Source organism: Colwellia sp. SU-HH01172 (genome assembly GCF_057553355.1).
On the sequence record NZ_BAAJMB010000005.1, the window covers coordinates 56,969 to 78,797 of the forward strand.

The 21,829-nt window shown below is 39.5% G+C and carries 17 protein-coding genes; 9 read left to right on the forward strand and 8 right to left on the reverse strand.

What is annotated here, in order from left to right:
* Positions 1-98: 98 nt before the first annotated feature.
* Both parC and AC27JP_RS13860 read left to right on the forward strand, forming a co-directional pair.
* A complete protein-coding gene (gene parC / locus AC27JP_RS13855; RefSeq protein ID WP_487116074.1) occupies positions 99-2,384 on the forward strand; it encodes a DNA topoisomerase IV subunit A in 2,286 nt (761 codons plus the stop codon).
* Positions 2,385-2,548: 164 nt separating this feature from the next.
* Positions 2,549-3,322, forward strand: a complete 774-nt coding sequence (locus tag AC27JP_RS13860) for an EAL domain-containing protein (protein WP_487116076.1) — start codon at positions 2,549-2,551, stop codon at positions 3,320-3,322.
* On the opposite strand, the gene AC27JP_RS13865 is transcribed toward AC27JP_RS13860, so the two are convergent.
* The 3 genes from AC27JP_RS13865 to tal all read right to left on the reverse strand — a co-directional run bounded on the left by AC27JP_RS13865 (position 3,288) and on the right by tal (position 5,164).
* A complete protein-coding gene (locus tag AC27JP_RS13865) occupies positions 3,288-3,836 on the reverse strand; it encodes a DUF6942 family protein (protein WP_487116078.1) in 549 nt (182 codons plus the stop codon). The two genes, AC27JP_RS13860 and AC27JP_RS13865, sit on opposite strands and share 35 nt — an antisense overlap.
* A gap of 66 nt (positions 3,837-3,902) precedes the next feature.
* The gene (locus tag AC27JP_RS13870; RefSeq protein ID WP_487116080.1) at positions 3,903-4,076 is read right to left on the reverse strand and encodes a DUF3545 family protein; all 174 of its coding nucleotides are present in this window, start codon (positions 4,074-4,076) and stop codon (positions 3,903-3,905) included.
* A 134-nt stretch (positions 4,077-4,210) separates the two neighbouring features.
* Positions 4,211-5,164 (reverse strand): transaldolase, encoded by a 954-nt coding sequence (gene tal, locus AC27JP_RS13875; protein ID WP_487116082.1) that lies wholly within the window; start codon positions 5,162-5,164, stop codon positions 4,211-4,213.
* Positions 5,165-5,464: 300 nt separating this feature from the next.
* Here tal and yaaA point away from each other — a divergent pair, with 300 nt between their 5' ends.
* The gene (gene yaaA, locus AC27JP_RS13880) at positions 5,465-6,238 is read left to right on the forward strand and encodes a peroxide stress protein YaaA (RefSeq protein ID WP_487116084.1); all 774 of its coding nucleotides are present in this window, start codon (positions 5,465-5,467) and stop codon (positions 6,236-6,238) included.
* A 256-nt stretch (positions 6,239-6,494) separates the two neighbouring features.
* Complete coding sequence (locus AC27JP_RS13885) at positions 6,495-7,058, forward strand: lipid-binding SYLF domain-containing protein (protein ID WP_487116529.1); 564 nt, start codon at positions 6,495-6,497, stop codon at positions 7,056-7,058.
* A 217-nt stretch (positions 7,059-7,275) separates the two neighbouring features.
* On the opposite strand, the gene AC27JP_RS13890 is transcribed toward AC27JP_RS13885, so the two are convergent.
* Entirely contained in the window at positions 7,276-10,152 is a 2,877-nt protein-coding gene (locus AC27JP_RS13890) for a TonB-dependent receptor plug domain-containing protein (RefSeq protein ID WP_487116086.1), read from the reverse strand.
* Positions 10,153-10,257: 105 nt separating this feature from the next.
* Positions 10,258-11,319, reverse strand: a complete 1,062-nt coding sequence (locus AC27JP_RS13895) for a FecR family protein (protein WP_487116088.1) — start codon at positions 11,317-11,319, stop codon at positions 10,258-10,260.
* Between the two features lie 252 nt (positions 11,320-11,571).
* Here AC27JP_RS13895 and AC27JP_RS13900 point away from each other — a divergent pair, with 252 nt between their 5' ends.
* A complete protein-coding gene (locus AC27JP_RS13900; protein ID WP_487116090.1) occupies positions 11,572-12,357 on the forward strand; it encodes a MipA/OmpV family protein in 786 nt (261 codons plus the stop codon).
* A 128-nt stretch (positions 12,358-12,485) separates the two neighbouring features.
* On the opposite strand, the gene srmB is transcribed toward AC27JP_RS13900, so the two are convergent.
* Complete coding sequence (srmB, locus tag AC27JP_RS13905; RefSeq protein ID WP_487116092.1) at positions 12,486-13,721, reverse strand: ATP-dependent RNA helicase SrmB; 1,236 nt, start codon at positions 13,719-13,721, stop codon at positions 12,486-12,488.
* Positions 13,722-13,823: 102 nt separating this feature from the next.
* A complete protein-coding gene (fldB, locus tag AC27JP_RS13910) occupies positions 13,824-14,348 on the reverse strand; it encodes a flavodoxin FldB (RefSeq protein ID WP_487116094.1) in 525 nt (174 codons plus the stop codon).
* Positions 14,349-14,598: 250 nt separating this feature from the next.
* Between fldB and dsbC the strand changes: the two genes are divergently transcribed.
* The 4 genes from dsbC (at position 14,599) to lysS (ending at position 20,329) form a co-directional block, all read left to right on the forward strand.
* Complete coding sequence (gene dsbC, locus AC27JP_RS13915; protein WP_487116096.1) at positions 14,599-15,381, forward strand: bifunctional protein-disulfide isomerase/oxidoreductase DsbC; 783 nt, start codon at positions 14,599-14,601, stop codon at positions 15,379-15,381.
* A 308-nt stretch (positions 15,382-15,689) separates the two neighbouring features.
* On the forward strand, positions 15,690-17,438 hold the full coding sequence (recJ, locus tag AC27JP_RS13920; protein ID WP_487116098.1) for a single-stranded-DNA-specific exonuclease RecJ: 1,749 nt from the start codon (positions 15,690-15,692) through the stop codon (positions 17,436-17,438).
* Between the two features lie 205 nt (positions 17,439-17,643).
* Positions 17,644-18,742 (forward strand): peptide chain release factor 2 gene (prfB, locus tag AC27JP_RS13925; protein WP_487116100.1). Its coding sequence is split into 2 segments (ribosomal slippage): positions 17,644-17,718 and positions 17,720-18,742, totalling 1,098 coding nucleotides; the frame shifts between segments, so codons are not numbered across the junction.
* Positions 18,743-18,787: 45 nt separating this feature from the next.
* Positions 18,788-20,329: a lysine--tRNA ligase gene (lysS, locus tag AC27JP_RS13930; RefSeq protein WP_487116101.1), complete on the forward strand. Its 1,542-nt coding sequence runs from the start codon at positions 18,788-18,790 to the stop codon at positions 20,327-20,329.
* 196 nt (positions 20,330-20,525) lie between these two features.
* Here lysS and AC27JP_RS13935 read toward each other — a convergent pair whose 3' ends face one another.
* Positions 20,526-21,767, reverse strand: a complete 1,242-nt coding sequence (locus AC27JP_RS13935; RefSeq protein WP_487116103.1) for a DUF3667 domain-containing protein — start codon at positions 21,765-21,767, stop codon at positions 20,526-20,528.
* Between the last annotated feature and the right edge of the window lie 62 nt (positions 21,768-21,829).

The following is a 21,829-nucleotide window of genomic DNA, read 5'->3' on the forward strand; positions in this document are numbered from 1 at the left end:
TTCTATGTCCATAATCAGCTAAGCTAGCAGTGCAATCATAACAACAAAAATTAGATTAATAACTAGCCGTTAATCGCACTTTTTAGGAAAAACACTTCATGTCAGATGCAATCGACTTTAGTTTAGACGGTATTGAACAGCGACCTTTAAAGCAGTTTACTGAAGAAGCTTATTTAAATTACTCTATGTATGTCATCATGGATCGTGCGCTACCGCATATTGGTGACGGTTTAAAGCCCGTGCAACGTCGAATTGTTTATGCTATGTCAGAGCTTGGTTTATCTGCCGTTGCTAAATATAAAAAGTCTGCCCGTACGGTTGGTGATGTTTTAGGTAAATTCCACCCCCATGGCGATTCTGCTTGTTATGAAGCTATGGTGTTGATGGCACAGCCATTTTCCTATCGTTACCCTTTGGTTGATGGCCAAGGTAACTGGGGGGCACCAGATGATCCTAAATCATTTGCGGCGATGCGTTATACCGAAGCTCGGTTATCACGCTTTAGTGAAGTGCTATTGGCAGAATTAGGGCAAGGTACCGTAGATTGGACGCCTAATTTTGATGGCACCATGAAGGAGCCAAAAACTTTACCTGCACGTTTGCCACATATTTTACTTAACGGTATCACCGGCATTGCCGTAGGTATGGCAACCGATATTCCGCCACATAATGTTCGTGAAGTTGCTCAGGCATGTGTGCATCTTATTGAACAACCTAAAGCTGAACTTGCTGATATTTTGGATATAGTTCAGGGACCTGATTACCCAACTGACGCTGAAATTATAACGCCAAAAGCGGATATTGAAAAAATTTATCAAACCGGTAAAGGCAGCATAAAAATGCGTGCGGTTTACGAAATATTGCATGGCGAAGTCGTAATCACCTCCTTACCACATCAAGCGTCCGGTGGCAAAATACTAGAACAAATTGCCAATCAAATGCAGGCGAAAAAGCTGCCTATGGTGGTCGATTTACGCGATGAGTCTGATCATGAAAACCCTATTCGTTTAGTCGTAGTGCCGCGTTCGAATCGTGTTGATATTGACCAGCTGATGCAGCATTTATTTGCCACCACAGACTTAGAAAAAAACTTCCGTGTTAACTTAAACATGATTGGTTTAGACAATAAGCCAGCAGTTAAAGACATTAAAACCATCTTAAGCGAATGGTTAGAATACCGACGCGAAACAGTCCGCCGTCGCTTACAGTATCGTTTGGATAAGGTTTTAGCGCGCCTACATATTTTAGATGGCTTATTGGTTGCCTATTTAAATATTGATGAAGTTATTGAAATTATTAGGACATTTGATAATCCGAAAGCGGAATTAATGTCACGTTTTGAGTTATCAGAGCGTCAAGCGGAATCAATACTTGAAATTAAACTTCGCCAACTTGCTAAGCTTGAAGAAATTAAAATTCGCGCCGAACAAGATGAGCTAAACAAAGAGCGTGAATATTTAGAAAAAACTCTTGGCTCTAAAGCGCGGATGAACACCTTATTGAAAAAAGAAATCCTCGAAGCAGCTGAAAAGTACGGTGATGAGCGCCGTTCAGTTTTAGTTGAGCGCAGTGAAGCGAAGGCGTTATCGGAAAAAGATTTAATGCCAAGTGAAGCTGTTACTGTGGTGGTTTCGGAAAAAGGTTGGGCTCGTTGTGCCAAGGGACATGATATTGACGCGAAAGCATTAAGTTATAAATCTGGCGATGAGTATTTATGCGCGGCTAAAGGACGAAGTAATCGCCCTGTGGTCTTTATTGATTCGGCGGGTAGGGCATATGCTACTGACGCCCACAGTTTGCCAACAGCACGTAGCCAAGGAGAGCCGTTAACCGGACGTTTTAATTTGGCCAGTGGCGAAAATTTTGAAAAAGTACTGATGGCGGAAGACAATCAACGATATTTACTGAGCAGTGATGCCGGTTATGGTTTTGTTGGTAGTTTTGCTGATATGGTCAGTCGCAATAAAAATGGTAAGGCGCTGTTGAGCCTATCGGTAGCAGCGAAAGTGATGACGCCAAAAGTGATTAGCGATTTGGATAATGAGTTAGTGCTTTCAGTGACGTCTGAAGGGCGGATGTTAGTATTTCCAATCAAAGACTTACCTATTTTGAGTAAAGGTAAAGGTAATAAGATTATTAATATTCCGTCTGCACGGGCTAAGGCACGAGAGGAATATGTTACCTTGCTGGAAGTGTTGTCGCCTGATAGCGCGGTTACCCTGCATGCAGGTAAGCGAAAGTTAACCCTTAAAGCTAGCGATATAGAACATTATCGTGGTGAACGTGGTCGTCGTGGTAACAAGCTACCAAGAGGCCTGCAACGTGTTGACCGAATTGTTGTCGAGCATGTTACTCCTATAGAATCTGATAGTAGCGAATCCTAACGTTATTTTTCGCCTTAATATGTTATTCATATTAAGGCGAGCTTTGCTTCTTTTAGTCCTCTAGTACTCTGTTTTTTATAATGAATTTAATGTTTTAAAATACACTTAATGTCATAAAACTGTCATAAAACTTGCCTAGAATCGTTCTTAATTAGGAGAGTTATGTGATAGCAAATATAAAACAAATTATTCAAGAAAAAGCGGTTAATACGGTATTTCAACCGATATTTAATATTGAACAACAAAGTATTACCGGTTATGAGGCGTTAACCCGCGGCCCTAAAAATAGCCCTTTGTACACTCCTGATAAATTATTTCAGCAGGCAACACAGGCTGATTTATTGTCAGAGCTTGAAATCCTTTGTCGAGATAAAGCGATAAAACGTTTTGCTGAACTTAAGTTAACCGGGAAGTTATTCCTTAATATTAGCCCGCTTGTGCTGCTTAATAAAAACCACCCGCAAGGTGAAACGATAAAGTTTGTTGAGCAAGCAGGGTTAAACTGTCAGCAAATTGTCATTGAGTTGAGTGAAAAATACCCTTTACCCAATAACGAAATGTTAAGTCATGCCTTAGCCAAGTATCGCCAATTTGGCTTTAATGTTGCCATTGACGATTTAGGGGCCGGTTATTCAGGTTTAAAGCTTTGGAGTCAATTGCTGCCGAATATTGTTAAAGTCGATCGTTACTTCGTTGAGAACTGCCATCGCGATTGTTTTAAACAAAAATTTCTCCAAGCCATTTTTGACCTTGCCACCGCAGCTGAAGCTGAGGTCGTGGTTGAGGGCATTGAGTGTCAGCAGGAGTTTGAATTACTTCAAAGCCTAGGCATGGTTCATGCGCAAGGATTTTACCTTGCCAAGCCTAAAATTGAGCCGATAAGGGCTTATCCAGAGCACTTAATCACTCAACGTCAGCATCAGATGGCTGTTCGTTAGATAACCCTCTATCGTGACTTACACGAAGAATAAGAGCAGCAAGCTGAGTGATTTTTATATTCGATAGTTGCCGATAATCAAAATAGGGACAGATGATTAGCTTTTCTTTAAAATTCACTGCAAAGTCATTATTTAGCCAGCTACATTGTTCTAATAAGTTAAGTTGTTGTGCATAGCCTTTACCCAGCACGATATGTATTTTATTTTTTTCTTGACTTGTTATGACCGGCTCACTGAATAACAGGCAATGTTGGTTGGCTTGGAGCAGCTGCCCATCTCGCAAAGTTTGCCAGCTCAAAAAATTCTCAGGGCGTAATTCAAACATTAGTTTTGCGTAAACATTAAATATTTTTCGCCAATGGTTCCCTGTCTCATTAGCAATATAAGCAATCTCACCTGATGTCAGTGTTTTTAGCGTAGATAGATTTTGATAGGTATTAATAGGTGGTCGATTTTTAATATAAAAATATAAGCTTGCTTGTTTATTGCCTAAGCCTACTAGCTTTTCATTCATGATCTTTTTCCAATAAAAAACCCGGTAATTCCGGGTTTCTAGTCGTTTTGCTTAGCGCTAAGCTAGTTAAAACTCTTCCAACATATATTCTAAAGAATCATCGAATGCTTTGAGATCTTTTTCTAGTTGGAATTTTTCTTTCAGTTGTTCAATTTCACGCCATTTTCTTTTTTTATTATTACTAGAACTTGATTTAGGTTGTCCTGTTAAAGAGTCCAACACTTTTTGAAGTTTTGCCATGGTATGCTCCTTTTTTCTACAACTGCAGCTTTTTAATACCATAATTATTCGAAAAATAGAAACATTATTTTGCATTTTTGTTACAAAACTATAAATTTTAGCAAGTTCAATTTTAATAAAATGTTAACTGGGCCTTAAAGCATGGCAAGTAATTGTTGCTCTAATTTTGCTTGGTCGATGGCAAAGTTACGAATACCTTCAGCAAGCTTTTCTGTCGCCATAGCGTCTTGGTTCATTTGCCATCTAAACTGAGTTTCTGTTAATGGCGCTTCATCGGCGATAGCGGGTTGTTCAGCAAATAGTTTTTGTTTTACCACTTGGTTTGAATTAGCTAATTCATCCATTAGGTTAGGGCTAATGGTTAGTCGGTCACAGCCGGCCAATTCTAGTATTTCGCCAGTGTTACGGAAACTTGCCCCCATAACCACGGTTTTATAACCTTTCGCTTTGTAATAATTATAAATGCTAGATACCGAAATTACGCCAGGATCTTCTGCCGCTAAATATTCGCTTTTACCACTGTCTTTTTTGTGCCAGTCAAGGATACGGCCAACAAATGGTGAAATAAGGTAAATATTTGCTTCAGCACAAGCTTGTGCTTGAGCAAAGTTAAATAACAAGGTTAAGTTACAGTTGATGCCTTCTTGCTCTAGTTGCTCAGCAGCTTTAATACCTTCCCAAGTAGACGCCACTTTAATTAGAATACGGTCATTACTAATACCGGCTTCATTGTACATAGCGATCAATTTTTTACCTTTGGCAATCGAGGCTTGGCTATCAAAAGATAAACGTGCATCAACTTCGGTGGAAATTCTACCCGGGACTATTTTTAATATTTCTAGGCCAATCAATACCGAGAGTTTATCGGCAGCGTCAATCACTTGTTGCTCTGTATTGTTTGATTGCGATTTTGCCCACTCGACAGCAGCCGCTAGTAAATGCTGGTAATTTGATAACGAGGCGGCTTTTAATAATAATGATGGGTTCGTTGTCGCATCTTGTGGTTGAAACTTGGCAATGGCTTCAATATCGCCGGTATCGGCAACAACAGTGGTCATTGCTTTTAATTGAGAAAGTTGATCTGTCATAACATGTCCCTTGAATTTAATAATGGAATCAAATGAGTTATTGAGTACGTTTTGGTGAAATATTACAACGTTTTTCGAGCAAAATAGATGAAATTGCTAGGTATCTGTCTTATTCATCTATATTTGTATCAAATTTTCATAAATTAGCAAGTGAGTTTATGGAATAACTTAGAGGAAATCAGATATATTTTTCTTAGTTATGCTTTCTTGTATTAATAAACTCCTGTTAAGGCGATTATATTCATTTTTGCTTATGTTATAGTGGCAAAAAATCATTTTAATTTAGAGAGTAGATCAGCCATGTTACTTGTTGTTTCTCCCGCGAAAAACCTTGATTATGATTCCCCGTTAGTGACTAAGCAGTTTTCTCAACCAGAGTTGCTTGAGCATAGTAAAGTGCTGATAAAGCAATGCAAAAAGCTAACCCCCGCTGATATTAGTTCATTAATGGGCATAAGTGATAAGTTAGCAGGCCTTAATGCCGCGCGTTTTGGCCAATGGTCAACTCCTTTTACTGTTGATAATGCCCGACAAGCAATTTTAGCTTTTAATGGTGATGTTTATACCGGCTTAGATGCGAAAACTTTTAATGAAGATAATTTTGCCTTTGCACAGCAACATATGCGAATTTTATCCGGTTTGTACGGATTGCTAAAACCTTTAGATTTGATGCAAGCCTATCGTTTAGAAATGGGCAAAAAGCTGGAAAATGAACGTGGCAGCAATTTATATCAATTTTGGGGCGATATCATTACTGAGCACTTAAATACCGCAATTGCTGCGCAAGGTGATGACATATTAATTAACTTAGCGTCAAATGAATACTTTAAATCGGTGAAGAAAAAATCATTACAAGCTCAGGTGATCACTCCGGCGTTTAAAGATTGGAAAAATGGTCAATATAAAATGATCAGTTTCTTTGCTAAAAAAGCCCGTGGCTTAATGGCACGTTATATTATTGAAAATGAAATTACTGAACTTGAGCAATTAAAAGCGTTCGATCTTGCTGGCTATCAATATTCAAGTGAATTTAGTCAAGGCAATGATTGGGTATTTACCCGCAAAAAAATGTAAATTAAGCGGTTGTTTTATCAATAAGCAAACTAACCTATTAGGCCTTATAAGACCTAATGTTATCTAGTTAGGTAACATTAGGTCAACACCATAGTTATTACTCTTCAGTTACCATTAGCCCTTGAAGTAAAAGTACTGCCCGCGTAAATACTGTGAACTAAACCAATATTGGGATTTGGGAGGTTTGGGGATATATATATCCTCTGCTAAGCTTCAACTAATTGATGTCGCAATAGGTTTTACCATTATGTCTAAAATGTCACTGTTTCCCGCTATTTTCTTGTTAGTTATCTCCCTGGCTATCTCTGCTTGTGCAACGATGGGAAATGGTACTAAAGCTGAAAAACAGGCCAATATTTTGCAAATGAAAGAGGCGGTGCTAACTCAGCTTTTTACCGAAAAGCCTGATACACGGCAACAATTAAATTCAGCACCCGGTTATGCGGTGTTTTCAAATGCTAATATTAATTTGATTTTTATGGCAGCCGGCACTGGTTATGGCGTGGTAAAAGATATGCGCAGCAAAAGGCATACCTACATGAATATGGCGGAAGGAGGTGTAGGGCTTGGTTTAGGCGTTAAAGATTATCGAATTGTCATGGTATTTCATACTCGAAAAGCAATGACGAATTTTATTAACAGTGGTTGGACGTTTGGCGGTAATGCCGATGCTTCAGCAAAAGCAGGCAATAAAGGTGGCTCAGTAGAAGGTGAAGCATATTATGGTGATGTTACTGTTTATACCTTTACTGAAAGTGGTTTAGCACTGCAAGCTACGATTAAAGGCACAAAGTTTTGGCGTGCCGATGGCTTAAATTAACCGGAGCTCGGGATAAGCAAAATGCTACAGTAGCGTTATTAAAGCCTATTTTTACGTTGTTCAAGTTGCCGATAACCGGTTATTGGCCACACTTAAACGCCTTGAACTAGACATAAATACCACTATTTTAGATTGAGTGTTGATAATGTTTTGAAATAGCTATGTTTTTCATTCTCATTATCCCAAGTTCAGGGTAAATTAATAACATAATTTATGGTTAAAAGTTGATCGCTACACCAGTATAAAAATAGGTGCCGTTGTAACCAAAAGGTGCTGAGCGACGTGAATATTGGAATACACCGTCGCTATCGACAATGCTATTTCCAGCATCATCAATAATACTTCCTGCTCTTGAATTACCTATGGTATTTTTATCAGGGTAAACGTTAAATAGGTTATTGCTACCAAAGTAAAGTTCAATGCTATCGGTGATTTGATGTTCAATACGAAGGTCGGTTAGTAATTTTGCACCGTAAGTTTGCTGCTCTCCATCGATAACACTGTACTTGCCAAAATGGTTTAAGGTGAGATTAAAGCGCCATTGTTGCAGCTGATAATTAATATTAAAATTAATTCTGCTTTCGGGTTGCCAATCTTCAATAATGGCAATGTCGTGCTGCGAGAATACATTGTCAACAGGTAAGCTATTTAAGGTACTGGTTGATGGTGTAAATAATCGCTGTACCTCTGTTTTAGTGTAATTTACTGCCAGTGTTAAATCGAGTTGCCCTTGAGCAAATGGTGTTTGCCATGTGGCAATAATATCAATGCCTTGAGTTTTGCTGTCGACACCATTTAAAAATACTTGTGCTTTGTCAACGTTTTCAGCCAAAAGTAATTGGTCTAAAGTCTCATTAAGGCCAGTACATATGCCGCTACTTAGCACTATTCGATCTTTTATCGATATATGATAATAATCAAAAGTCAGCGTTAGGTCATTGTCAAAACTTGCAATAGCACCCAAGCTTAAGTTTGTTGAAGTTTCTTCTTTTAATTCAGGAATTCCTATCGCGCTCGCTAACTGACTGTCATTACGAAATGTGGCGACTTTTTGGCTGATAAGTTGCTCGTTATCGTTAACTAAAAATTGCGTGCTGGTATTGTTGAAGTAAAGCTGTTGCATAGACGGAGCGCGAAAGCCGGTGTTAATAGCTGCTCGATAGGTTAGCCAGTCACGGCTTTGCCAATGGCCAGCAAGCTTTATATTTGATGAAGAGCCAAATCCGTCGTAGTGATCAAACCTTGCCGCCGTATTGACAAAGAGATCTGATAACAGTTGTTGTTCAACTTCCAAATATAATGAGCGAACGTGGCGCTTTTCATCAACGGCAGAGCTAGGAGCAATGCCCGGAAAGCCTTGAATACCCGCGATCGCATCATTGGCGAATAATGAGTTATTCGCCAGGGTGTCATAGTCGAAGTAGCTATATTTTTCTCCGGCTTTAACTTGATAATGATCCTGCCTAAGTTCTAATCCTAAGGCGAGTGTCGCCCAATCAAGATCTTTTCTAATATCTACATTCAACGTTTGTAGCGATAAGGCAAGGTCGTAGGCATGAGCACTTTGTGGAATGTTTTCTCGAATTTGTTGCGCTGACCAGTTTTCTTGAAAGCGTAGAAAATTTGCATAGGAAGCATTAATAGCATGCTCCGTCTGGTAGCTTATTTTATTTTTGCCATAAGTGTATGAGGTGTCAACGGAAACACCATTATCGAACTCGAGGTTATAGCCAAAATTAAAAGAATGATCGGCAATATTTGAAGCTATTCTCGGCAAGTATCCATCGGTTAATGTTGCTTGATTATCTTGCAATATTGGGTTTGTTTGTTGGTCTTTTGCGGTTCTAAAAAATGCCGCCGAGCTATTGTCTCTTGTTGAATAGGTCGCAAAACCATATAGTTCGCCAATATTCGTGCTATAGCCAGCATTGAGCGCCCATGCTTGTTGTAGATATTCCGGCTTACCAATTTCAAAGTTTGTTCGAGCAGCATTTATTTCATTTGGGTTGGAAGTTTGATATTGATCCGGCCCCAGTTGTACACAGCCTCTATAGATACATGAGCCGTGTTGGCCAGCCCGATTTGTTGCCTGGTGATCTGCTAGGCTAGCTGAAACGTTAGCGTAGCCTTGTTCAAAGAGTGGCATACTGCTCGAAAATTCAATTTGTTGGCTTATGCCATCCCCTTGCGCATGTTTGCCATAAGAAGCTTCAGCATAATTAGCTGAGGTGTCATCTTTAAGGACAATATTGATAACGCCAGCAATAGCATCTGAGCCATACTGTGCCGCTGCGCCGTCTCGTAATATCTCTATACGCTTTATCGCGGCAATGGGGAGCGCATTTAAGTCGGTGCCTGCGGTGCCACGTCCTACGGAGTTGTTGATGTGTATTAAGCTTGCTTGGTGCCGGCGTTTACCATTAATTAATACTAAGGTTTGGTCTGGACCTAGTCCTCTCAACGTAGCCGGTTGCAAAACATCGCTGCCGTCACTAATCGCAGATTTTGAAAAGTTAAATGACGGGGCAATCGCTTGCAACATATCGCCAACATTGGTTTGTCCAGACTGTTTTAATCGACTAAAAGGGAGAATATCTACCGGAACCGGTAAATCAGTTATAGAGCGACGGGCCGTGCGACTACCAACAATGGCGATTTTCTCAATGGCGACAGCATCAGGTGTTTTATTTTCTTGCGCAGGTATAGCGCTAGCTGCTGATACTGCATTTTTTTCAACGTCAATAGCGGCAATTGCGATAACTTGCTCGTCATTCTTAACAACTTTCAGTCCAGAATCGCGAAGTAATTTATTAATGGCAAAATCAACGGTGTAATAACCCTTAATCTTTTTAGTTTGTAGGCTTTTTGTTAATTCAAATGAAAATAAAATGGTTTGTTGGCTTTGTTGTCCAAACAAAATTAGTGCTTGGTTAGCGTTTTGTTGTTCAATATCGAAGTAAATGAGTTCGGCAGATTTAGCAATATACGGGTATAGCAAACATAAAAATGTTGCACAGATTAACAACTTTTTGCGTCTTTGGTGGCTACGTTTTACTGTATTTAGCCAAGCGAATTGAAAAATAGATGCTATCAATGCTTAATTTCCGTTAAAGCTTGTTATTATTTTTTCTACCAAGGCAAATTCAAAGGAATTTACTTCGTAATAGTTTTACTCATTTTACACTATCTTTCGATTTAGCTAAGCTCGATTTAGTGAAATAGTATTGTTATTAAGCTTTTGATGGTTTATGGCAAAGTTATAGTTTAATGACTGTAATAAGCCATTAATATCGTTAGTTTTAAAATAACCGGAGACTTTAAGTTTTGCAATGTCATCAGTGATAGGCATAAATTTAACCGCATTGTATCTTTGAACTTCAGACAACACTTGCGCCAATGACTCGCCATCAAAAATTAACATATCTTGCTGCCACGCTAATTCTTTTTCAATGTCAGGTATCGACAGTGCTTGTTTAGTGGTTGTTCTATCGTCAACAATGGCCAGTTTTTCACCGGCACTCACCATATTATTCGAATTTACTGTTGCCGCTGTTTGAGAGTTTCTAATTGCTGCTAGTAGTGCTGTTCTGGGAGTATTTGCTTTACTGACTAAAACCCTTCCTTCTTTTACCAGTAACTCCATGTTAAGGCTGTTATCACGCTGAACGTTATAAATTGTTCCTAATGCGGTGAAGGAGTTTTGGCCTGATATCACGGTAAACGGGCGATTTCTATCTTTGGCAACATCGAATTTTGCTTCGCCACGCAGTAAGGTAATTTTTCGTTGTAGATCACTATAAGCAACTTCAATAACGGTATTGGTATTTAGTATTACCGAACTTCCATCTGTTAGGGTGATTTGCTTTTGTTGGCCAAATTGAGTGCTAAATGTTTGATACGCCAATTGCTGTGCACTGGAAGGAGTTGGCGTTTGCCACAATTTATTGACGTCATTGAATAAGTTGGCTGTTAGCAAGGCAACGGAAAAAATACTGGCGGCTAAACAGCTTTTCATCAGGTAATCAGTTGTCGGTTTTTTATCTTGTTTGGTATCAAACAAGCCATTTAATTCATGTTGGGTGCTAATATTTCCCCACAATGACGACATTCTACGCAAGGCAGAATAATGACTTTTATCTTGATTAATCCAAGCAACTAATTGTTGCTTTTCAACGCTAGACAATCCTTTATCAAGGCGTGTTATCCAAAGATTTGCTTGTTCTTGGACCGATTTATTATCGTTTGACGTCTTGGTTTTCATGTGTTTTATTTTCTACTGCACTGATTACATAATGAAACAATTTCTTGCCCTACTGTAAACGAATTTTTAAAAGTGTGCTATGTAAATTTATTTAAAAATTAAGCAGGGGGGTAGTTAGTGCAGCAATCTTAATTTACCGTAAAGTGATAAAGGAAATTCATTACAATTTTTATACATTAGTGAACACTTAAACAACGGTTAAAAAATATCTTCCAAGTACAATATCTCCATCAATTATAGGAGATATTTAACATGCTAAATGGCAATAAAATAAAATCGATTACGCTAACTAGCTCATTTTTTGCTTTGCTAAGTTTACCACAGTTAGCGCAGGCTGATGAGTGGAAAATTACCACTGGGGTTGGTGTTAATACCAAGCATGAAGCGTGGAAAGGTACTGATGCCAAACAAGGTTTAGTGCCGCTAATTTCAGCGGAATATGGCCATTGGTTAATTGGTAAAGATGGCATAGTTTCATATAGCTTGCTAAGTGAGGAAGATTTTGGCTTAAGTATGGGGGTAAATTATCGTAATGACGGTTACGATACGGACAAGTTGATGAGTTCAGAGAAGTCAACCGATGTAGTTTTTAATGGCTATGACTCGCCGGAGGGGGATTTCACTTTCAAGGTGGATAGTTATTGGAAATTCGTTAACTTAAGCGTAGAGCAAGATATTTCTGGCCATTCAAAGGGCTTAACTGCTGATTTAGGGATTGAAGTCCCAATTTTTAATATCGGTAGAGAATTTATGGTGCAGGCTCATGCGACAATGCATTGGCAAAGTAGTGATTATGCAAATTATATTTATGGTGTGTCAGCTAAACAGGTTGATGAAACTGTAGGTAGAACCGCCTACACGGTGGGCTCTGTAACCAACTATAGCTTTGGTTTATCTGCTTTTTATCAAATCAACAATAACTGGAATTTGATTGCTTCAGCGCAGTATACCAAACTTGATGATGCGATAACGGATAGTCCATTGATTGGCGACGATAAAGTAACTGGTGCATTTATTGGCGCAAGCTACACTTTTTAGAGTGAAATATTCTAGAATACTGGTATTTGTAATAGCGTTAAAATGAAAAACCTAAACCTTTGAGTTGCTTCTTGGTTTAGGTTTTATTCGTAATGACTATTTAATTATTTCAATAAAGAAATGAATAGCTATTTTTTATTACGCTTGGCTTGTTTCTTCGCTTTTGCCTTTTTCTGAGCGACGGTTTTTTTCACTTTTGCTTTTTTAATTGCAACGCGCGCTTCTTTATTTTTCGGTCTTAATTCTTCAATAACACGACGAGGTAAACGTTCGTCAACATAACGTTCTATCTTGCCGATAACCGCCATATCATGTGCTTCAACTAACGAAATTGCCGTGCCTTTGTTGCCAGCACGCCCTGTACGACCAATGCGATGCAAGTAAATATCAGCGGTGCGCGGCATATCAAAATTAATCACATGAGTAATGTCATCGATATCTAAACCACGAGCAGCAACGTCGGTAGCCACTAATACATTTACCGTACCATTGCGTAAGCGTTCAACCGAGGTGTTGCGTTTGTCTTGTAGCATTTTACCTTCGAGCCAAACACACGGAATATCGTCGCCATAAAGCTTGCCAGAGAGATATTGTACAGTTTCTCGTTTATTAGCAAAAACCACAACGCGAGCTAACTCTTCTTGTTTCAATAAGTTAATTAATAGCGCAACTTTATGCTCTTTATTATCTGCAAGGTGCAACCATTGATGAATTTTTGCTTTTTCTTTGCGTGAAGGATTAGACTCTAAAAATACCGGTTCATTAAGCAGTTCACGTGAAAACCTTACCACTGCGGAACCTTCTAATGTTGCTGAAAACAACATGGTTTGCTTGCGCCAGCGGGCTTCCGCAACGATACGATTAATAATTTCAGCAAAACCCATATCGAGCATGCGATCAGCTTCGTCTAAAATTAAAATCTCTACTTCGCGAGTATCAAATTGCTCGGTCTCAATGTATTCCATTAAGCGACCCGGTGTTGCGACTAAGATATCGGTATTAGTCGTAAGGATCTCTTTATGGCTGCCGTAATTTACGCCGCCAGTAATAACACCTGATTTAATTTTGGTTAGTGCCGTTAGCTTTTCACATTGTTCGTGAGTCTGTAATGCCAACTCACGTGTTGGCGAAAGTATTAATACTCGAGGAAATCCTGGCTTACTACGTGGGTAATCTAATAAATGTTGCGCTGCGGGCAAAATAAATGCGGCGGTTTTTCCTGTTCCCGTTGGGGCAGAGGCGAGTACGTCTTTACCTGTCATTGCGACGGGTAAAACTAATTCTTGAATCGACGTAGGCTTTTTAAAACCGGCATTTTCAATACCGCCCAATAACGCGGAATCTAGGTCAAACTGATTAAACATGTAATAATTTTCTTCAAAGGTTTATAGCTGCGGATTATAATGGCAAAATCAGATTTATCCTAAAGATCTTGCCAAAATTGTCTATTTATTATGATATTTAACTTAATCAGTTAAGATATCATTAATTTCTTGCTTGATTTGTTGGCACCAGGTCGTAATACGTTCGTCACTCAAGTTGTATTGATTGTCTTCATCAAGCGCTAAACCAACAAATTGTTGCTGATCAGCTGTTAATGCTTTAGAGGCCGCAAACTCATAGCCTTGGTTAGGCCAATAACCGATAACATAGCCGCCTTGTGCAATAACTTGTTCGTGCAACATGCCTAGTGCGTCTTGAAACCATTCGGTATAGCCAATTTGGTCGCCCATGCCGTACAGTGCAACTATTTTGCCCTCTAAGTCGATGTTGTTGATTTCAGGCCAATGTCCTTCCCAATCTTCTTGAATTTCACCATAGTCCCATGTGGAGATGCCTAAGATAAGAATATCGTGCGCAGCCATTTCAGCTAGTGCGGTATCTTTAATATTGAATAAGGTAACGATTTCCGCCCCTAGTTCTGCTTGAATCTTCTCTGCTGCCATTTCGGTGTAGCAAGTGGTTGAGCCGTAAAATAATGCTATATTCATTGATAATGATTACCGAGGTTTGTGTAGCCTAAACATAAGGTGACGGGAACTAATTTGCGCGATTTTAGCAAATAAGCCAGCATTAATGCCAGTCTAAATGATGATATGAGAAAATAAATGGCACTTGACGCCGCTGGCTGTTATTGCAATTAGCACATTTTCACTGTAATTTTAGCCCACTATAAGCGGTCTTTGTCATTAATGTTAAATTTACACGCTATTATCCGCTATCAAATTAATGGAAATTTTTATGTCTAAGAAGTATTTATTCGCGGCACTATTCAGTGTTTTTAGTTATTCAAATGTGGTTTTAGCTGATCCCGCAACACCTGCTAATAATAGCGTTATGCTACCAAGTCCTCAGTCAGCTGAATTAAACGGTGTCAAGGCTAAATTGAGTAATATGTTGGGCTTCAATATTGCCAGTATTAAACCGTCGCCTATGGCTGGTGTTGTTGAGGTGATCACCGACCAAGGGTTATTTTATGCCAGTGCCGATGGCAATTTCTTATTGCATGGCAAAATGTATGGTTTAGGTGAAAACGTAAGTAATTTAACGGAAGAGAGTTTAGCGCAAGTTCGTGTTGATGGTATGGCAAAATTCTCTGATGCCATGATCGTGTTTCCAGCGAAAAATGAGAAACACGTTGTGACTGTATTTACCGACATTACTTGTGGCTATTGCCGTAAAATGCACGAGCAAATTGAAGATTATAACGATAAAGGTATTACGATACGCTATTTAGCATATCCTCGTTCTGGTGTGAAAGATCGTGCGGGAAGATACTCTCAGGGCTTTAAAGACTTACGTTCAATCTGGTGTCATGAAGATCCACAAGATGCATTAACCAAAGCGAAAAGTGGCTCAAATGTCGCCGCGCGTATTTGTGATAAACCGATCGAAGGTGAGTTTAACTTTGGTCGCCAAGTAGGTGTAACTGGTACTCCTGCTATTATGTTAGCTAATGGTATGATGGTGCCAGGCTATCAAGACCCAAGTAAATTATTTACTTTATTGGAAACAGCCCAATAAAACGGTTGATATATACCTAACCTGAGCTCGGGATAAGCAAAATGCTACAGCAGCGCTATTAAAGCCTATTTCTAGGTTGTTCAAGTTGCCAATAACTCGTTATTGGGCACACTTAAACGCCTTGAACTAGAGATAAATACCACGACTGTAGATTGAGTGTTGATAATGCTTTGAAATAGTTATGTTTTTCATTCTCATTATCCCAAGTTCAGGTTATCTAGTTTATTTAAACAAATGGCAAGTGGTTTACTTGCCATTTTTGTATCTATTGTTAAACGATTTAGTACAACTTAAAAAGACCTTATTCAATGCATAAAGAGATAATTCGCCGACATCAAGTTAATGATGAGCACCTGCCTAAAACACTACACCCGATTATTCGACAAATTTATGCTCGCCGTTGTGTGACGAGTGAGCAGCAGCTTGAGCTAACCGTGGCAAATTTGTGTGCGGTTGACTCATTAAAAGGCCTGCCAGAAGCATGTGCATTGCTACACACCGCATTACAAGAAAAGAAAAATATTACCATCATCGGGGATTTTGACGCCGATGGCGCTACTAGCACCGCGTTAATGATGGAAGCATTAGCCATGCTCGGCTCGAATAATCACCATTTTTTAGTGCCTAATCGCTTTAAATATGGCTATGGTTTAACGCCAGAAATTGTTGAAATTGCTGCCTCACAAGGTGCGCAAGTATTAGTGACTGTTGATAATGGTATTAGCTGTATCGCCGGTGTTAATCGAGCGAAAGCATTGGGCTTACAAGTTGTGGTAACTGATCATCACTTGCCGGGAGCTCAATTACCGCCAGCCGATGCCATCGTTAATCCAAATCAAGTCGGTTGTGGCTTTGCTAGTAAGTCGTTAGCGGGTGTTGGTGTCGCGTTTTATTTTATGTTGGCGCTAAGAAAGTATTTACGAGAACAGCACTGGTTTGAACAACAAAACATCAGCGAACCTAATATTGCGCAACTACTTGATTTAGTTGCTTTAGGCACAGTGGCTGACGTGGTTTCCCTTGATGCTAACAATCGTATCTTAGTCGAACAAGGTTTGAAAAGAATTCGAGCTGGGGCTACGCGCCCAGGCATTCAAGCACTCATTGAAATCGCAGGAAAAAACCAACAAAAGCTGGTGGCGAGCGACTTTGGTTTTGCGCTTGGCCCTCGTATTAATGCTGCTGGTCGCTTGGATGATATGGCCTTTGGCATTAATTGTTTATTGGCAAAAGACTTATCAACCGCAAGAGTGATGGCAGCCGATTTAGATGATTTAAATAAAGCCCGCCGTGAAATCGAACAAGGCATGCAAGTTGAAGCGGAGCAAGTGTTAGCAAGCTTAAAGTTTAGTGAAGAAAACCTTCCCCATGGCATTAGCTTATTTCATGGTGATTGGCATCAAGGGGTTATTGGTATCGTTGCTGGGCGATTAAAAGAAAAATACCATCGACCCAGTATTGTTTTTGCTAAAGCGAGTGATGATGTTGAAATTGATAGCGATGAAAATAGCCTTGATGAAATTAAAGGTTCGGCACGCTCGATCCCAGGATTACATATTCGCGATTTGCTTGAACACATTGACAGCCAACATCCTGATATTATTCTAAAGTTTGGCGGTCATGCCATGGCGGCAGGTTTATCAATTCATGCCGATAAATTTCAACAATTTTCTGATTTATTCGAACAATATGCTCAGCAATGGTTAAGCACAGAAGCATTAACCGGTGTGTTAGCTTCAGATGGTCAGCTAGCGTCAGAAGATATGACGCTTAATTTTGCCGAGCTTTTACGAGCTGCTGGGCCATGGGGGCAAAATTTTCCAGAGCCTTTATTTGATGACACTTTCACGCTTGTCCAACAACGTATTGTTGGTGAAAAACATTTAAAATTAGTGGTTGAGAAAGATCAACAAGTTTATGATGCCATTGCATTTAATGTTGATATCAAGCGTTGGCCAGATCATCAAGCAAAACAAGTACATTTAGCTTATCGCCTCGACATCAACGAATTTCGCGGTAAGCAATCGTTGCAATTAATGGTGGAACAATTAGGCTAAAGTTTCATAATCTTGTTACCTGAGAATTTGCTTAGATAATTAATAGCGTAAATGAGCGAGAAAAATATAATAAAATGATATTTCTCTCGCCGTACAAGCATTTATTTAACCGTATAATTAGGCTACAATGCGCGACTGTTTTTTGGTTATTTTTCCCTTTATTCTCCAATTTATTTATCAATGATGGCGTAACAGTTAAAAAAGTATGTTAGAAGTTAATCCAGTACTGAATAAAATTAAAGAAATCCGCGAACGTACTAATATGCTTCGGGGGTACCTTTGACTACGATCAAAAGTCAGAACGTTTGGTTGAAGTGGTTCGTGAATTAGAGTCCCCAGACGTTTGGAATGAACCTGAGCGCGCACAAGCGTTAGGTCGAGAGCGTTCGGCATTAGAAGCTGTGGTTGAAACCATAGATCAAATGGACTCGGGTTGTGAAGACATTGAAGGCTTAGTCGAACTTGCCGTTGAAGAAGACGATGAAGAAACTTTTAACGATGCTGGTGTTGAAACGCAAGCGTTAGAAGCTAGCTTGGAAAAATTAGAGTTTCGTCGGATGTTCTCCGGCGAACAAGACGCCAACAACTGCTATTTAGATATTCAATCAGGCTCAGGTGGCACAGAAGCGCAAGATTGGGCTGAAATGTTGATGCGCATGTATTTACGCTGGGGCGAAGCTAATGGCTATAAAACCGAAGCCATTGAAGTTACTGATGGCGATGTCGCAGGCATAAAAGGCTGTACCATTAAATATACCGGTGAATATGCTTTTGGTTGGTTACGCACAGAAACCGGTGTGCACCGCTTAGTGCGTAAGTCACCATTTGACTCAAGTGGCCGTCGTCACACCTCGTTTGCGTCAGCATTTATTTATCCTGAAATTGACGACAACATTGAAATTGATATTAACCCGGCTGATTTACGTATCGATACCTTTCGCGCCTCGGGTGCCGGTGGTCAGCATGTTAACAAAACTGATTCTGCTATTCGTATTACCCATGAGCCAACGGGCGCTGTAGTGGCTTGTCAGGCCGATCGTTCACAGCATAAAAACCGCGCGACGGCGATGAAATTGCTGAAAGCTAAATTGTATGAAATGGAAATGCAAAAGCAAAATGAAGGCAAGCAAGAATTAGAAGATGGTAAATCAGATATTGGTTGGGGCAGTCAAATACGCTCTTACGTATTAGACGACAGCCGCATCAAAGATTTGCGCACCGGAGTAGAAAATCGCAATACCCAAGCGGTATTAGACGGCGACTTAAACAAATTTTTAGAAGCTAGTTTAAAATCTGGCCTATAGACTCATTAATTTAAATAGCATATTACGTTAAACACGAGAAATAAAATGACTGATCAAGCAAACCAAGACGAAAATAAATTGATTGCCGAGCGTCGTGGCAAATTAGTAAAAATTCGAGAAAACTGTCCGGCCAACGGCCACCCAAATAAGTTTGACCGAAAACACTATGCTGCTGATTTACAAGCTGAACACGGTGAGAAAGATAAAGAAACGCTTGAAGCTGAAACAGGCATTTACAGCATTGCTGGTCGTGTTATGGCGAAACGTGGTCCATTCTTAGTATTACAAGATATGACGGGGCGCATTCAGGCTTACGCACACAAAACTGTGCAAAAAGACATTAAAGAGCGTTGGGGCACGTTAGACATTGGCGATATTATCGGTGTAACCGGTACTATGCATATGTCGGGCAAAGGTGACTTATACGTTAACATGGATAAGTACGAGCTATTAACTAAGTCGCTGCGTCCATTACCAGAAAAATTCCACGGCTTATCAGATGTTGAAACGAAATATCGCCAACGTTACGTTGATTTAATTATCAACGAAGACACCCGTAATACTTTTAAAGTTCGCTCAAAAATTGTTGACGGTATTCGCAAGTTTTTAACTGACCGTGATTTCATGGAAGTTGAAACACCAATGCTTCAAACTATTCCTGGTGGCGCAACAGCTAAGCCTTTTGAAACTTTCCATAATGCCTTAGATATTCAAATGTACATGCGTATCGCGCCTGAGCTTTACTTAAAGCGTTTGGTTGTCGGTGGTTTTGAAAAGGTTTTCGAAATTAACCGTAACTTCCGTAATGAAGGTTTATCAACGCGTCATAACCCAGAATTCACTATGATTGAGTTCTACCAGGCCTATGCTGATTACAACGACCTAATGAACTTAACCGAAGATATGTTACGTACTTTAGCTGAAGATGTGATGGGTACATCTGTGATTCGCAATACTGTGAAAAATGCTGAAGGCGAAGTTGTTGAAGAGAAGTTCTATGACTTTGGCCAGCCGTTTGTTCGTTTATCTATGGTTGATGCAATCTTGAAATATGGCAACGATCTTGATGAAGCAGTATTACGCAATCCAGAAGAAAACTTTGATGCACTAAAAGCAATGGCAAAAGCGGTTGGCGTAAAAGAAACTGATGCCTCTAAAGTTTGGGGCGCAGGTAAGTATATTTGTGAAATTTTTGAAGAAGTTGCTGAGCATATGCTTGACCAACCGACTTTTATCACAGAATACCCGTGGGAAGTTTCACCATTAGCTCGTCGTAATGATGAAAACCCATTTATTACTGACCGTTTTGAATTCTTTGTTGGTGGTCGTGAGCTAGCGAATGGTTTCTCTGAGCTAAATGATGCAGAAGACCAAGCCGCACGTTTCCAAAACCAAGTAGAAGGTAAAGATGCAGGTGATGATGAAGCCATGCACTTTGATGCGGACTACATTCAAGCACTTGAGTACGGTTTACCGCCAACAGCGGGTGAAGGTATTGGTATTGATCGATTAGTGATGTTATTCACTGATTCACCAACTATTAAAGACGTTATTTTATTCCCTCATATGCGTCCATTAGCTGAATAACATTTGTTAGGTTAGTGAAACATAGATGAAAAATAAGCACCTTAGGGTGCTTTTTTTATGTTCACGAAGAATGGTATATCGCGATCACATGGATGTGAAAGAGCGATGATGTTCAGGCATCTAACAAATATCCCATCTATGCAGTTTCAAACGGGTTAAGGGCTTTTGCTAGTTTCTTTGAGATAATTGGTAGCCGCTAAATTTCTGCTAAGCCCCAAATGAAGGCAGCAGCGGCGGTTACGGCAATTAAATTCATATAAATCATGCCAATAACTGAAAACTTTATAAAGCTAAGTATATAACCCTGTTTATACACTCGTTTTTGCATTAAGAACAAATAGCATGGCATCCATGTAAGAAGTATGGTTGCGGCATAGCCAAACCAATTGGCTAACGTTGGCATTGTTGCGGCTAAATGCTCTTGGCTGTTATCGAGTATGTTGACTAGTAGAATAATTAAGAAAATGAAACTGTGGCTGTGCAGTGCTACGGTTAGGTGCTCAAGATATAAACGTTTTGAAAATACATAAAATATCTTCAGAATGAGGGCAAATAACGGCAAAAGTATAAACATTAATTGCGGTAATTTGCTAATTGATTGCTGAATTAATGGCCGAGCGTCAGAATTAAAAGCTTGTTGCCCTTTTTTCTCTAGCGCTTTTATCTTAGTACTTAAACGTTTATTGTTCTCATCAGATAAAAAATCGAAGGTTAGGGTACCGTCCTCATTATTGGCAATCGTGAAAACATCGGTGTTAGCCGATGTTACTTTACCTGATTTTATTGCTGCCAGTTGCTCTTTCAGCTTTGTTAATTTTTCGCTATCTTTTTCTGACAGCGACTCAGAACTATTAGCTAGGCTTAATTCATACTCAACAATTTTCTGCGTCAACTCTGATGCTTTTGATGCGGTAATCGCAGATAAATCTACTTGATACTGCTTAAATTGACGAATTTTTTCTAATTGCTTATTTTGTTGCGCACTGGGTAAATCACCGACTGTGCTTTCTAGTTGTTTAATATGTTGGCTTATTTGCTTTATCGGCTCAGCCATTCGTTGTTCATGAGTAAGCAAGTCAGTGCCATCAAAGGCGAAAAACTTAAGCGAAATAAAAAAGATAATACTAACAAATAGGTAAAGTCTTAATGGCGGCACGTAGTGTATTCGTCGGCCTTGAATATACTCATTGGTTAAGAATGCGGGTTTAAATAGCAAAGGCCATAAGGTTCTAGATGCGCGCGAATCGAAACTAAAAATATCATCGAGCAAATGCAGAACGACATTCCAGAAGTATTTCAGTGTGGATTCAACTGATTGCCCACATTGACCACAGAACGAGCCACTAACGTTTGCATGACAGTTTTCACAAATGACATTATCAGTTTTGTTATCTGTTGTTGCCATTTCTGAGTCGATGATTTTGCTATTGTCAGACATAATATTTGCAGTAAATAAAACAGTTACTTAGCATATTAACATTGAATTTTTCTCAAGCAAAT

What these genes read in the sequence shown, in the direction of transcription:
- fldB (WP_487116094.1), bottom strand. Translation starts at nt 14,348, where the DNA reads ATGAATATAGCATTATTTTACGGCTCAACCACTTGCTACACCGAAATG.
- AC27JP_RS13865 (WP_487116078.1), bottom strand. Translation starts at nt 3,836, where the DNA reads ATGAATGAAAAGCTAGTAGGCTTAGGCAATAAACAAGCAAGCTTATAT.
- recJ (WP_487116098.1), top strand. Translation starts at nt 15,690, where the DNA reads ATGCATAAAGAGATAATTCGCCGACATCAAGTTAATGATGAGCACCTG.
- srmB (WP_487116092.1), bottom strand. Translation starts at nt 13,721, where the DNA reads ATGTTTAATCAGTTTGACCTAGATTCCGCGTTATTGGGCGGTATTGAA.
- lysS (WP_487116101.1), top strand. Translation starts at nt 18,788, where the DNA reads ATGACTGATCAAGCAAACCAAGACGAAAATAAATTGATTGCCGAGCGT.
- AC27JP_RS13885 (WP_487116529.1), top strand. Translation starts at nt 6,495, where the DNA reads ATGTCACTGTTTCCCGCTATTTTCTTGTTAGTTATCTCCCTGGCTATC.
- dsbC (WP_487116096.1), top strand. Translation starts at nt 14,599, where the DNA reads ATGTCTAAGAAGTATTTATTCGCGGCACTATTCAGTGTTTTTAGTTAT.
- AC27JP_RS13900 (WP_487116090.1), top strand. Translation starts at nt 11,572, where the DNA reads ATGCTAAATGGCAATAAAATAAAATCGATTACGCTAACTAGCTCATTT.
- AC27JP_RS13935 (WP_487116103.1), bottom strand. Translation starts at nt 21,767, where the DNA reads ATGTCTGACAATAGCAAAATCATCGACTCAGAAATGGCAACAACAGAT.
- AC27JP_RS13895 (WP_487116088.1), bottom strand. Translation starts at nt 11,319, where the DNA reads ATGAAAACCAAGACGTCAAACGATAATAAATCGGTCCAAGAACAAGCA.
- AC27JP_RS13870 (WP_487116080.1), bottom strand. Translation starts at nt 4,076, where the DNA reads ATGGCAAAACTTCAAAAAGTGTTGGACTCTTTAACAGGACAACCTAAA.
- parC (WP_487116074.1), top strand. Translation starts at nt 99, where the DNA reads ATGTCAGATGCAATCGACTTTAGTTTAGACGGTATTGAACAGCGACCT.
- tal (WP_487116082.1), bottom strand. Translation starts at nt 5,164, where the DNA reads ATGACAGATCAACTTTCTCAATTAAAAGCAATGACCACTGTTGTTGCC.
- yaaA (WP_487116084.1), top strand. Translation starts at nt 5,465, where the DNA reads ATGTTACTTGTTGTTTCTCCCGCGAAAAACCTTGATTATGATTCCCCG.